Genomic DNA, 12,912 nt, shown 5'->3' on the forward strand with positions numbered 1-12,912 from the left:
AATGCCCGCCTGCCCCTGCAGCAGGGACGGGCGGGCGCCTTGGTGGGTTGGGGAGGGGGCTTACTTCAGGTCGAAGCGGTCCAGTTCCATCACCTTGGTCCAGGCAGCGACAAAGTCCTTGACCATTTTTTCCTTGGCACCGGCCTGGGCATAGACCTCGGCGACGGCGCGCAGGATGGCGTTGGAGCCAAAGACCAGGTCGACGCGGCTGGCCGTCCAGCGCTGGGCACCGCTCTTGCGGTCCACGCCGACAAAGCTGCCGTCTTCCTGCGCCTTCCATTGCGTGCCCATGTCCAGCAGGTTGACGAAGAAGTCATTGCTCAGCTTGCCGGGCGCGGCTGTCAGCACACCCTGCTGGTTGCCCGCAGTGTTGATGTTGATGGCGCGCAGCCCACCGACCAGCACGGTCAGCTCGGGCGCGGTCAAGGTCATCAGCTGGGCCTTGTCGATCAGCAGGGCCTCGGCGGCCGCCGCAAAGCGGCCTTGCAGGTGGTTGCGGAAACCGTCGGCCTTGGGCTCCAGGTACTGGAAGGATGCGGCATCGGTCTGCTCGGCCGTGGCATCTGCGCGGCCTGGGTGGAAGGGCACGGTGGTGGGGACGCCTGCATCGGTGGCGGCCTTCTCGACACCGGCATTGCCCGCCAGCACGATCAGGTCGGCCAGCGAGATGCGCTTGTCACCGTCTGCCGCCTTGTTGAACGCGCGCTGGATGCCTTCGAGCACGCCGAGCACCTTGGCCAGTTGCGCAGGCTGGTTCACGTCCCAGTCCTTTTGCGGGGCCAGGCGGATGCGGGCACCGTTGGCGCCGCCGCGCATATCGGAACCCCGGTAGGTCGAGGCCGAAGCCCAGGCCGTGCCCACCAGCTCCTGTACCGTCAGGCCCGATGCCAGCACCTGCGCCTTGAGGCTGGCCACATCATCGGCATCGACCAGTGGATGCGTCACCGCAGGAATGGGATCTTGCCAGACCAGTTCTTCCTTGGGCACTTCCGGGCCCAGGTAGCGGCTGCGCGGGCCCATGTCGCGGTGGGTCAGCTTGAACCAGGCGCGGGCAAAGGCTTCGGCAAAGGCCTGCGGATTTTCCAGAAAGCGGCGCGAGATCTTTTCGTAGGCCGGGTCCTGGCGCAGTGACAGGTCAGTGGTCAGCATGGTGGGCTTCTTGTTGGGGCCGCCATGCGCATCGGGGATGACATCGGGCGCATCCTTGGCCACCCACTGGATCGCACCTGCGGGGCTTTTCTCCTGCACCCATTCGTACTTGAACAGGTTCTCGAAGAAGAAATTGCTCCACTGCGCGGGGGTCTGGGTCCAGGTCACTTCCAGGCCGGAGGTGATCGCATCGCGCCCGGAGCCGGAGCCAAAACTGCTGGTCCAGCCCAGGCCCTGGGCTTCGATGCCATCGGCCTCAGGCTCGGCGCCCACATGGCTGGCTTCACCGGCGCCATGGGTCTTGCCAAAGGTGTGGCCGCCGGCGATCAGCGCGACAGTCTCTTCGTCGTCCATCGCCATGCGGGCAAAGGTTTCGCGGATGTCGCGTGCGGCCGAGATGGGGTCGCCATTGCCGTCCGGGCCTTCGGGGTTCACATAGATCAGGCCCATCTGCACAGCGGCCAGCGGGTTCTCCAGGTCGCGGTCACCGCTGTAGCGGCTGTTGGCCTTGTCGCTGGTGGCCAGCCATTCCTTCTCTGCCCCCCAGTACACATCCTGGTCGGGCATCCAGGTATCGACACGGCCACCGGCAAAACCAAAGGTGCGAAAGCCCATGGTTTCCAGCGCGACGTTGCCGCAGAGGATCATCAGATCGCCCCAGGACAGTTGGTTGCCATACTTTTGCTTGATGGGCCAGAGCAGGCGGCGCGACTTGTCGATATTGACGTTGTCCGGCCAGCTGTTGAGGGGCGCAAAGCGCTGCTGCGCGCGGCCTGCGCCGCCACGGCCATCCTGCACGCGGTAGGTGCCTGCGGCATGCCAGGCCATGCGGATGAACTGCGGGCCATAGTGGCCAAAGTCTGCCGGCCACCAGTCCTGCGAGTCGGTCATCAGCGCGCGCAGGTCGCGCTTGACGGCTTCGTAATCGAGCTTCTTGAATTCTTGGGCGTAGTTGAAGTCTGCGCCCAGCGGGTTGTTGGCAGGGTGGTGCTGGCTGAGCAGGTCCACGCGCAGCTGGTTGGGCCACCAGCTCTGGCTGGTCGTTCCATTGCCTTGCGCAGCCGTTTCGCTGTTGCGTGCAGCTGCGGCGTGAAAGGGGCATTTGGCTTCTGTGGTCATGGGGTTCTCCGGTTCAAGCTGACAGGACGCCAGACAGCTGGCGGCATAGTGATAAGAAAACGCCGATGGCAGAGGCGGTTTCCATGTTTTTTGATTATGAATGCCAGTGCCTAGCCCCAGCCGCGTTTGCCGATTGAATATCCGCAACACGATGATTAATAAATACCTTGGACAGCGCTAGATCCGCCGAACCATGGTTGAAAAAGAGCCATGGCGAAGACAGGCACGCGCCATTACAGCACCGGTTGGCAAACCGGTGCTGTCAGACAATGACTACAAGCGTGGCGTTGGGGAGGGCAGCGTGCAGGGGCGCAACGGCCCAGGCACCGGTCAGCGGCGCAGGTCCTTGACGAGCGTGCTCTTGCCAAACAGGCTTTGCACCAGATCTACCACCAACTCGGCGGTCTGGTTGCGCAGGTCGAGCGCAGGGTTGAGCTCGACGATGTCCACCGAGCCGAGCAGGCCGGTATCGGCAATCATCTCCATGCACAGCTGCGCCTCGCGGTAGTTGGGGCCGCCCCGCACGGTGGTGCCCGTGCCCGGCGCAATCTCGGGGTCGAGAAAATCCACATCAAAGCTCAGGTGCAGATGGGTCGTGCTTGGGTCGCAGCCGGCCAATGGCGCCAGCGCGCGCAGCATGGTTTCGCGCATGCCCAGCTCGTCAATGGCACGCATGTCGAACACATCGATGTTGTGGGTCTTGATCAGGTGCTTTTCCTGCGCATCGACACTGCGCAAACCGATCTGGCACAGCGACTGCGGCCCCAGTGCGGGCGCAAAGCCGGCCAAGTGCGTGAGCTCGCGCGGGCCCAGACCGGAGAGGCAGGCCACCGGAATGCCATGGACATTGCCCGATGGGGAGGTGTCGGGCGTGTTGAAGTCGGCATGCGCATCGAGCCAAAGCACATAGAGGCGCTTGCCGGTGTCGCGGCAATGGCGCGCCACGGCGCTGATGGAGCCGACGGCCAGGCTGTGGTCTCCCCCCAGCATCAACGGCATGCGGCCTGCGGCCAACTGCCCGTGCACAGCGTCATGCACCGCCTGGTTCCAGACAACGGCCTCGCCAAAGTTGCGCAGATCGCCATGCGCGGGGTCACGCGGCCTGCGCTGGTTGGCGGGCCCGGCCAGGTTGCCCAGGTCGTGCACGTCGCAACCCAGCTCGCTGAGCGCCGGCCCCAGTTGGGCGACGCGCAAGGCATCCGGCCCCATCGCGGCGCCCAGGCGCCCGGCACCGATATCAGTGGGTACGCCGATCAGGCTGATGGGCGTGGCGGGCGCGTGCACGGGGGCGGAGGTCAGGTCAGGCTGGAATGGCATGGCGGTCGGCTTCGGCGGGAGCTGGTTCGTCGTGGATTGCGGGCGGCAACAGCAGCTCGAACAGGTTTTTGGGATTGCTCAATTGTGGCAGCAGAGCCAGCGGCTGCAACAGCTGGTGCTGCCGGGCCAGCGCATGCATATAGCGCAGGGCGGTGTAGTCCTCCAGCGCAAAGCCGACGGAGTCGAACACCGTGATCTCGTCATCTCGCTGGCGGCCGGCCTGCTCGCCGCGCAATACCTGCCACAGCTCGGTCACGGCAAAGTCCTCAGGCATGTGCTGGATCTCGCCCTCGATGCGGCTTTGGGGCGCAAATTCAACGAATACCCTGGCATCCGGCAGGATCGCGGCATCGAGCTCGGTCTTGCCTGGGCAGTCGCCGCCCACCGCATTCAGGTGCATGCCGGGCGCGACCATGTCGCGGCGCAGGATGGTGGCATTGGTCTTGTCCGCCGTGACCGTGGTGACGATGTCGGCGCCTTGCACGGCTTCGGCGGCGCTGCGGCAGCGCTGTATCTGCAGGCCGGGCATCTGGGTGTGCAGGTTGTGGATGAGCTTGTCGGTGGCAGCGGGGTCGATGTCGTAGAGGCGCACTGATTGGATGCCCAGCAGGCCTACAAAGGCCAGCGCCTGGAACTCGCTTTGCGAGCCGTTGCCAATCAGCGCCATGGTGCGGCTGCTGCGCCGGGCGAGCAGCTTGGCCGCCATCACCGAGGTGGCGGCGGTGCGCAGCGCGGTCGTCAAGGTGAGCTCGCTCAGCAGAATGGGCGCGCCGGTGTCGGCCCGCATCAGTGCACCGAAGGCCATGATCGACGGAATGCCCAGTTGGGGATTCTTGGGATGGCCGTTGACGTACTTGAACGCGAAATGGCTGGCATCGGCCACTGGCATCAGCTCCATCACGCCGTCGGGGGTGTGCTGGGCCAAGCGCGCGGTCTTGTCAAAGTCCTGCCAGCGGGAAAAGTCCTGCTCCAGTGCGCTGACCAAGCCGCGCAGCAGCTCGGTCAGGCCCACACGCTGCACCAGCGTGGCAGCGGCATCGGTGCTGAGAAAGTCGACTGGGCCTGGGTGGGTTGTCATGGTGATGGCTCCTGGTTTTTTCGTTATGGCTGCCCGCTGCGCACGCCAAAGAGGCGCTGCCGCAGCGGCTGCAACCAGTGTCTCGCCAAGCTGCCATAAAGCAAAGTGCAAAAAATGGTAGAAAATGACAGGATTCAGAGCAATTAGTCAGGCCGCATTGTGCATATCGATAATATTGACCAAGCCTTGATCAGCCTGCTGCGCCAGAATGCGCGCGAGAGCGTGGCCACTTTGGCGGGCAAGCTGGGCGTGTCGCGCGGCACCGTCACCAACCGCATGGACCGCCTGGAGCGTGACGGCCTGATCGTCGGCTACAGCGTGCGCCTGCGGCCCGATGTGCAGCCCGATGTGCTACGCGCCTGGATGAGCATCGAGATCACCGGCAATGACACGCGGCGCGTGATGGCCTCCTTGCTGGGCGAGCCTGGTGTGGCGGCCCTGCACAGCACCAATGGCCGCTGGGATCTGCTGGCCGAGCTGCAGGTGGCCAGCCTGGAGGCGCTGTCGCAGGTGCTGGAGCGGATTCGGCTGATCAAGGGCATCAGCAACAGCGAAACCAGCATCCACCTGGAGAGTTTTCGGGTGTCCTGAGCGCCGCGTTCAGGCCTTGCTATCCAGCAAAAACGCCAGCGCCTGCTGCAGCTGCTGGGGGGCCTGCTCGGTGATGAGCGCATCATGGGCCAGCACCAGGCGCTGCACCGGCCAGGCACAGATGCGGGCGGCGGCCGCGCTCGCAGCGGTGCGGTCCCGGATCGCAAAGCGCAGCGCGCGCGGCATCGCCAGGCGGCTGCGCGTGCCGTTGAGGCTGTTGAACAGCCTTGCCGACAGCGACAAATCCTGAGGGTAGTACTGCAGTACATCGGTCACGATCAGGCTGGCGCTGGGCTGGTGCAGCCAGACGCATTCATTCAGTATCGGCAAACCTGCAAACGGCTGCATCTGCAGGCTGGGTTGCCAGGCCGCAGGCAGTGCCTGGTCCAGGCTATGCAACTGGGGCAGGTCAGGCCGCTTGGCGCCCAGCCCTGGCGCGCCCCACAGTGCTGCCTGCGGGTAATGCGCCTGCCATGCACCGGCAAACAGATGGTGCATGCGGTTGGGCGCGACGATCCAGCGCACATCGCCCAGTGCGTCCAGCGCCGCACGCAACGCAGCTGCTGGTGCGATGGGCGAGTGCAGCCACAGCGCGCTGCCCGCCAGGCGCACGACCGTCATGCGGGTGCGCACCGGCAGGCAGTGCACGCTGATCTGTTGGGTAGCGCTCCAGAGGTCGTTGGCGATAGGGTCGAGCATGGTTGGCCTGGTTGCAATGGAGGGAATGCCTTGGATTTTCATTGTGAATCCAGGCGCGCAGGTGCAGAAAAGCTGGCAATGGTCAACAATGGCAGCCATCTTTTGAGGAATCGTACATGCACTATGACGTGGTGATTGTGGGCGGCGGTGCAGGTGGACTGGAACTGGCCGCACAACTGGGGCGCAGACTGGGCGCGCGCGAAGGGCGCGAGCGGGTCTTGCTGGTGGACAAGATGCCCTTCCACATCTGGAAGCCGACCTTGCACGAAGTAGCGGCCGGCACGCTGGATGCGCACCAGGAGGGCCTGTCTTACACCGTGCTGGCGCGCCGCAACCATTTCAGTTTTGCGATGGGCGAATGCATGGGGCTGGATGCCGCCAAGCAGAGCATTGTGCTGGCGCCGGTGATCAACGATGCCGGCAAGCAGGTGGTGCCCGAGCGTGTCATCAGCTACCAGCACCTGGTGCTGGCGATGGGCAGCGGCTCCAATTCCTTTGGCACCCCGGGGATCGAGCATGCCTATCTGCTGGAGAGCGTGCGCGATGCGCAGCGCTTTCACGCCGACTGGCTCGGTGCCTGTGCCCATGCGTCGTATGCCGAGCCGCGTTCGCTGGCGGTCGCCATCGTCGGTGCCGGAGCCACCGGCGTGGAGCTGTCGGCCGAGCTGATCGAGGCGCACCAGATGCTGCTGGAGAGCCTGTCGGACAGCCAGCGCTTCCGGCTCGATATCAGCCTGATCGAAGGCGGTGAGCGCATTCTGGGTGGACTGCCGCCGCGCATCTCGGAGCAGGCCCGCGTCGCGCTGGAGCGCAAGGGCGTGCGGGTGATGACCGGCACACGTGTGCAGTCGCTGGCGCAGGGCCAGGTGATCACCTCCAATGGCCAGGTGCCGGCCGATCTGATCGTCTGGGCCGCCGGCATCAAGGCAGCGGACAGCAATGCCCGTCTGGGGCTGGAGGTCAACCGCATCAACCAATTTGTCGTGGACGACCATTTGCGCACCAGTGCCAGCCGCATCTATGCAATGGGCGATTGCGCCGCCGCCACCTGGACCGAAGGCAAGACGGTGCCCGCGCGCGCGCAGGCTGCGCACCAGCAGGGCAGCTATTTGTGCAAGCTGCTGTTTGCCGCGCTCAAGGAGCGCTCGTTCAACGAGGTGTTTGTCTACCAGGACTTTGGTTCGCTGGTCTCGCTGGGTGACAACAAGGGCGTGGGCAATCTGATGGGCGGCCTGTCGGGCAAGAACTTCTTTGTGCAGGGCCTCATCGCCAAGTGGATGTATATGTCCCTGCACCTGATGCACCACCGTGCCATTCTGGGCACCGGCAAGACAGCGGTGCTGGCACTGGCCCGTTTGCTGCAGCAACGCGTATCGGGCCGGATGAAGCTGCACTGACGCGGCACTGCCTCGCAGGCCCAGGCAGCGTCAAGCCCTGGGTTCAGATGTCGTCCGGCCCGAGGACGATATCGAGCGAGCTGCCGCCGGCCAGCAGCTTTTGCACCAGCTCCGCAGAGGAGTCGGCGCCGTATTTGCGCATCAGCCGGGTGCGGTAGATCTCGACCGTGCGGTGGCTGATGCCCAGGCCCCGGCCAATCTCCTTGCTGGTCATGCCTTCGAGCAGATGGGCAGCGACCTCGCGCTCGCGGGCGGTGAGCTCGGCGCGCACCGGGCGCAGCGCGCTCAGGTCCTCAAAGCTCCAGACACCGCCTTCATGCGGGTCGTCGCGGTTGAACGCGCGGCCCATCACATGGCACCAGAACATCTCGCCATTGGCGCGCTTCATGATGCGGTTGTCCGAATACAGGCCCTGCGCGCCCATGATCGGGGCGATACGGCGGCCCAGGCGCTCGAACTCGTCGGCACTGGGGTAGAGGATCTGGAAGGACTGGCCCATCATCAGCTCGCGCGAGGTGCGGAACATGTCGCAGACCTGCTCGTTGCAGTCGATCATGACCCGCCGGTGGGACACCACCAGGCCCACAGGCGCCATTTCGAAGGCTTGTCGGTAGTCGAGTGATGTCACTGCCATGGCAAAAATTGTCCCCTTTACGAAATACTACGTATCCTAATACGTAGTATGCTTGATTGGCGAAACAAGCCCTTCTTATCAGGAGACAAGTGTGAATAAGATCTACCCCAGTGCTGCGGACGCGCTCAAAGGCGTGGTGGCAGACAAGCAGTTAATGGCCGTGGGCGGCTTTGGCCTTTGCGGGATTCCCGAGGCCTTGATCGAAGCGCTGCGCGACAGCGGCGTCAAGGATCTGACGGTGGCATCGAACAATGCCGGTGTCGACGGTTTTGGCCTGGGCAAGCTGCTGGAGACGCGCCAGATCAAGAAGATGATTGCGTCCTATGTGGGCGAGAACAAGGAGTTCGAGCGCCAGTACCTGGCGGGCGAGCTGGAGCTGGAGTTCACCCCCCAGGGCACCCTGGCCGAGAAGATGCGCGCTGGCGGCGCCGGCATCCCCGCCTTCTTCACGAAGACCGGTGTGGGCACGCAAGTGGCCGAGGGCAAGGAGCTGCGCGAGTTTGACGGCGAAACCTATGTGATGGAGCGCTCCATCGTTGCGGATGTGTCGCTGGTCAAGGCCTGGCGCGCCGACAAGAGTGGCAACCTGCAGTTTCGCCTGACGGCGCGCAACTTCAACCCGGCAGCGGCCACCTGCGGCAAGGTCTGCATTGTGGAGGTGGAGGAGATTGTCGAAGTCGGCGCGCTCAAGCCCGACGAGATCCATCTGCCCGGCATCTATGTGCACCGCCTGGTGCTCAATGCCACCCCCGAGAAGCGCATCGAAAAGCGCACCATCACCGAGAAGCAGTAAGGAGCCTGTCATGCCTTGGACCCAAGACCAAATGGCCGCACGTGCGGCGCAAGAGCTGGAAGACGGCTTCTATGTGAACCTCGGTATCGGCATTCCTACCTTGGTGGCCAACCACACCGGTGACAAGGAAGTGTGGCTGCAATCGGAAAACGGCATGCTGGGCATCGGCCCGTTCCCGACCGAGGATGCCATTGACGCCGACCTGATCAATGCGGGCAAGCAGACGGTGACCACGATTGCCGGCTCGTCCATCTTCAGCTCGGACCAGTCCTTTGCGATGATCCGTGGCGGCAAGATCAACCTGTCCATCCTGGGCGCGATGCAGGTGTCCGAAAAGGGTGACCTGGCCAACTGGATGATTCCGGGCAAGATGGTCAAGGGCATGGGCGGCGCGATGGACCTGGTGGCTGGCGTCAAGCGCGTGATCGTGCTGATGGAGCATGTGGCCAGGAAGAAGGACGGCACGACCGACCTGAAGATCCTCAAGGACTGCACCTTGCCGCTGACGGGTGTGGGCGTGGTGGACCGCATCATCACCGACCTGGGTGTGTTCGATGTGGTGCCCGAAGGCCTGAAGGTGGTGGAGCTGGCCCCCGAGGTGAGCTTTGACGACGTGCAGTCCAAGACCGGCGTCAGCCTGATCCAGTAAGCACCGCTGCCCAGCCGCTACCGGTTGGCGCTGTAGCCATGAGCCCGCGCATCGATCGATGGCGGGCTTTTTGCATGGCGGGTGGCAGCTGTCGCTTTCCCCATTGCCGGAGAGGGGAGCAGAGGACATACTCAGTGGATATCTTTATCGACCCACCCACTATGAACGCTCCGTTTGCCCCTGCCGACCTTTCCCATCCGCTGTTTACCCGGCCCGATGTACTGCGCATGCGCGAGGACATGGCGCTGGCGCTGCGTGCGGCGGCGCACTTTGGTCTGGGGGAGGGCGTGTGCAACCATTTCAGCATGGCGCTGCCCGATGGCCAGCATTTCTTGCTGAACCCGCGCGGCCTGATGTGGGGCGAGATCCAGGCGGACGATGTGGTGATGGTGGACGCACAGGGTGCCGTGGTGGCGGGCGGCCATGTCGTCGAGCCCACGGCGATGTTCATCCATGCGGCCGTGCACCGCATTGCCCGCAAAACCTGCGTGCTGCACACCCATATGCCGTATGCCACCGCGTTGACCTTGACGACGCAGCGCGCGCTGGACACCACGTTGAGCCAGAACGCGATGCGTTTTCATGGCCGGCTGGCCATTGATGCGCAGTACAACGGCTTTGCGCTCGATGACCGCGAGGGCGAGCGTATCGCCCGCGCGATGCAGGGCGCGGACATCAGTTTTTTAGGCAACCACGGCATCATCGTGTGCGGAGAACGCATGGACTATGCGTTTGACGACCTGTATTACCTGGAGCGCGCCTGCCAGGCCCAGGTGCTGGCGCAATCCACCGGTGTGCCGCTGGCGCCCTGCGAGCCAGCCTTGGCGGCCACCGTGGCGGAGCAGGCCAATGGCGAGCGGCTGCAATCGACGCTGTTCTTCGAGGCGCTGCGCCGCCAACTGCGCTGAGCAGCCTCTGCAGCACTTTCCCGCACGGGCCGGAGCGCGGACTCGGGCGGAGCCGCGTCGCCTCTGGGGCGATGCTTGGCAGGGGTTTCGCAAGCTTGTTCTTCGCCGTGGCTGCCAGCGCCACTGTAACCGCAGCTGCAGGCGCCAACATCACAATTCCAATATACAGGAATAAATTCTGTTAAATTGGAGGGATGACCATTGATGAGTTGCTCTCCACCCGCGTGCGCGCGCTGCGCAAGCAGCATGGCTACACGTTGGAGGAGCTGGCGCAGCGCAGCGGTGTCAGCCGGTCGATGATTTCGCTGATCGAGCGTGGCCAGACCAGCGCCACCGCGGCCGTGTTGGGCAAGCTGGCGCAGGCCTTGCAGGTGCCGCTGGCAGCGCTGTTTGCCGATGAGCGCCAGACCCGCGCTCCGCGGCCGTTGGCCCGTGCCGGCGCCCAGCCATGCTGGCGCGACCCTGCGACCGGCTATGAGCGCCGGCAACTGAGCCCGGTGGGCTTTCCCGCGCCGTTCGAGATGCTGGAGGTGGTGTTTCCGCCCGGCCAGCGTGTGGCGTTTGACAACGGCCTGCGCAGCCAGGCCTTGCACCAGCAACTGTGGCTGCTGCAAGGCGAGTTGCAGTTGACGCTGGGTACCGAGAGCTGGCATTTGCGGGCGGGCGACTGCCTGGCGATGGTGCTCGACCAAACCCTGGTATTTAGCAATCCCGGCCGCGAGCCCGCCCGCTATCTGCTGGTGCTGGCCGCGCCAGGCGGCAGCCTGCCGCCGTTGCCTGTGGTTTTTCCTGGAGAGATGGATGACTGAGAGACATGCGGTGCGCTGCACCCACGACCGGCATGCGCCGGCCATTTTGGCGATTCTGAACGACGCCATCGTCAACAGCACGGCGCTGTATGACTACCAGCCCCGCAATGCCGACAATATGCGCAGCTGGTTCGATGCCAAGCGCCAGGGCGGCTACCCGGTGATCGGCATCGAGGACGCGGCAGGCGAGTTGCTGGGCTTTGCCAGCTATGGGGCCTTTCGCGCCTACCCCGCCTACAAGTACACGGTGGAGCACTCGGTCTATGTCCGTGCTGACCAGCGCGGCCAGGGACTGGGCCTGCAGCTGATGGAGGCCATCATCGAGGAGGCGCGTTTGAACGATGTGCATGCGCTGGTCGGTGCCATTGACGCGGCCAATGCCAGCTCGATCGCCTTGCATCAGCGGCTGGGTTTCCAATCGGTGGGACTGCTGCCGCAGGTGGGTTTCAAGTTTGGCCGCTGGCTGGACCTGGCCTTTTACCAATTGCTGTTGCCAACCCCGGCCCAGCCGGTGGACGGTTGAGTCCGGCTGCGCTGCAGTGCACGCATGGGATAATCCGCTTTTTAGCGCAGCGCGGGCCCAGGTGGCCTGCGATGGCTGTATCGAGGCTCGATCACTCTGCGCAGTTGCCGTGCCGGCGTTCATCGCTGGCGCCGGCGCTTGCCCCTGATCTTGAGACTGGCCTGTGTAGCCAGCTTGTGCCTTATGTCCCATCGACAGCCTGTTCGCATCAGCGATATCGAGAAGTTTGACACCATCATCGACGCCCGCTCACCCGCCGAGTTCGCGCTGGACCACATTCCCGGGGCCATCAACTGCCCGGTGCTCAGCAACGAGGAACGGGCCCAGATCGGCACCATCTACAAGCAGGTCAGCCCCTTCGAGGCCAAGCGCCTGGGCGCTGCCTATGTGAGCGCCAACCTGGCGCGCCATCTGCACGACACCTTCCATGACCGGCCCGCCCACTGGAAGCCGCTGGTCTACTGCTGGCGCGGCGGTCTGCGCAGCGGCTCGATGGTGACCTGGCTGCGCCTGGTCGGCTGGGATGCACAGCAACTGGCAGGCGGCTACAAGGGTTTTCGCGGCCATGTGATCGAGCGGCTGGAGTCGCTGGTGCCGCGCCTGCGCTTGCAGGTGCTGTGCGGTGCCACCGGCAGTGCCAAAACCCGGGTGCTCCACGCGCTGGCAGCGCAGGGCGCGCAGGTGATTGACCTGGAGGGCTACGCCAGCCACAAAGGCTCGCTGCTGGGCCACCTGCCTGGCGTGGAGCAGCCCAGCCAGAAGCACTTCGAGACCTTGCTCGCGACGCAGATCGGCCAGTTCGATCTGGAGCGCCCGGTGTTCATCGAAGGTGAAAGCGCCAAGATCGGGCGAATCTCGGTGCCGATGGCGCTGGTCGAGCATATGCGGCAGGCACCGGTCATCGAGGTCAAGGCCTCGGCGCAGGCGCGCCTGGCCTATTTGCTGCGCGACTACGCCTACCTGGGCGCTGACGCGGGTTTGCTGGCCACCAAGCTGGGCTACCTGAAGGAACTGCAAGGCAAGGAGGTCGTCGGCCGCTGGCAGGGTTGGGCAGCGCAGGGCGAGCTCGCGCCCCTGTTTGCCGAACTGATGGCCTTGCACTACGACCCGCACTACGAGCGCAGCCAGGCGCGCAATTTTGCCCATTGGGCCGAGCGCCGGACCCTGGAGGCCGATGACCTGTCGGACGCGTGCATCGCTGCGCTGGCGGCGCAGGTGATGCAGCAGGCGGGGCGCTCCTGAAGGG

13 protein-coding genes are annotated in these 12,912 nt (G+C 64.6%); 8 read left to right on the forward strand and 5 right to left on the reverse strand.

The window, feature by feature from the left end; genetic code table 11:
• Positions 1–60 precede the first annotated feature (60 nt).
• The 3 genes from katG to ACHWUQ_RS15905 all read right to left on the reverse strand — a co-directional run bounded on the left by katG (position 61) and on the right by ACHWUQ_RS15905 (position 4,663).
• Positions 61–2,268: a catalase/peroxidase HPI gene (gene katG / locus ACHWUQ_RS15895; protein ID WP_394681718.1), complete on the reverse strand. Its 2,208-nt coding sequence runs from the start codon at positions 2,266–2,268 to the stop codon at positions 61–63.
• Positions 2,269–2,598: 330 nt separating this feature from the next.
• Complete coding sequence (rocF, locus tag ACHWUQ_RS15900; RefSeq protein WP_394681719.1) at positions 2,599–3,585, reverse strand: arginase; 987 nt, start codon at positions 3,583–3,585, stop codon at positions 2,599–2,601.
• Entirely contained in the window at positions 3,569–4,663 is a 1,095-nt protein-coding gene (locus ACHWUQ_RS15905; RefSeq protein ID WP_394681720.1) for an ornithine cyclodeaminase, read from the reverse strand. Before ACHWUQ_RS15905 ends, rocF begins: the two co-directional genes overlap by 17 nt.
• Positions 4,664–4,828: 165 nt before the next feature.
• Between ACHWUQ_RS15905 and ACHWUQ_RS15910 the strand changes: the two genes are divergently transcribed.
• Positions 4,829–5,254 (forward strand): Lrp/AsnC family transcriptional regulator, encoded by a 426-nt coding sequence (locus ACHWUQ_RS15910; protein WP_133856181.1) that lies wholly within the window; start codon positions 4,829–4,831, stop codon positions 5,252–5,254.
• 9 nt (positions 5,255–5,263) lie between these two features.
• Here the strand turns inward: ACHWUQ_RS15910 and ACHWUQ_RS15915 are convergent, their stop codons facing one another.
• Entirely contained in the window at positions 5,264–5,953 is a 690-nt protein-coding gene (locus ACHWUQ_RS15915) for a DUF4336 domain-containing protein (RefSeq protein WP_394681721.1), read from the reverse strand.
• Between the two features lie 116 nt (positions 5,954–6,069).
• Between ACHWUQ_RS15915 and ACHWUQ_RS15920 the strand changes: the two genes are divergently transcribed.
• The gene (locus ACHWUQ_RS15920; RefSeq protein WP_394681722.1) at positions 6,070–7,350 is read left to right on the forward strand and encodes an NAD(P)/FAD-dependent oxidoreductase; all 1,281 of its coding nucleotides are present in this window, start codon (positions 6,070–6,072) and stop codon (positions 7,348–7,350) included.
• Positions 7,351–7,393: 43 nt separating this feature from the next.
• Here ACHWUQ_RS15920 and ACHWUQ_RS15925 read toward each other — a convergent pair whose 3' ends face one another.
• On the reverse strand, positions 7,394–7,984 hold the full coding sequence (locus ACHWUQ_RS15925) for a LuxR C-terminal-related transcriptional regulator (protein WP_394681723.1): 591 nt from the start codon (positions 7,982–7,984) through the stop codon (positions 7,394–7,396).
• A gap of 91 nt (positions 7,985–8,075) precedes the next feature.
• On the opposite strand from ACHWUQ_RS15925, the gene ACHWUQ_RS15930 reads away from it, so the two are divergent.
• From ACHWUQ_RS15930 to mnmH, 6 genes are all read left to right on the forward strand, one after another.
• On the forward strand, positions 8,076–8,777 hold the full coding sequence (locus ACHWUQ_RS15930; RefSeq protein ID WP_133855995.1) for a CoA transferase subunit A: 702 nt from the start codon (positions 8,076–8,078) through the stop codon (positions 8,775–8,777).
• 10 nt (positions 8,778–8,787) lie between these two features.
• Positions 8,788–9,426 (forward strand): 3-oxoacid CoA-transferase subunit B, encoded by a 639-nt coding sequence (locus ACHWUQ_RS15935; RefSeq protein WP_312408976.1) that lies wholly within the window; start codon positions 8,788–8,790, stop codon positions 9,424–9,426.
• Between the two features lie 161 nt (positions 9,427–9,587).
• Complete coding sequence (locus tag ACHWUQ_RS15940) at positions 9,588–10,334, forward strand: aldolase (RefSeq protein WP_394681724.1); 747 nt, start codon at positions 9,588–9,590, stop codon at positions 10,332–10,334.
• A 194-nt stretch (positions 10,335–10,528) separates the two neighbouring features.
• The gene (locus ACHWUQ_RS15945) at positions 10,529–11,143 is read left to right on the forward strand and encodes a helix-turn-helix domain-containing protein (RefSeq protein WP_394681725.1); all 615 of its coding nucleotides are present in this window, start codon (positions 10,529–10,531) and stop codon (positions 11,141–11,143) included.
• Positions 11,136–11,666, forward strand: a complete 531-nt coding sequence (locus ACHWUQ_RS15950) for a GNAT family N-acetyltransferase (RefSeq protein WP_394681726.1) — start codon at positions 11,136–11,138, stop codon at positions 11,664–11,666. Before ACHWUQ_RS15945 ends, ACHWUQ_RS15950 begins: the two co-directional genes overlap by 8 nt.
• A 183-nt stretch (positions 11,667–11,849) precedes the next feature.
• Complete coding sequence (gene mnmH, locus ACHWUQ_RS15955) at positions 11,850–12,908, forward strand: tRNA 2-selenouridine(34) synthase MnmH (protein WP_394681727.1); 1,059 nt, start codon at positions 11,850–11,852, stop codon at positions 12,906–12,908.
• Positions 12,909–12,912: the final 4 nt, after the last annotated feature.

This window comes from uncultured Comamonas sp., assembly GCF_964277875.1.
GTDB classification, from domain to species: Bacteria; Pseudomonadota; Gammaproteobacteria; order Burkholderiales; family Burkholderiaceae_C; genus Comamonas; species Comamonas sediminis.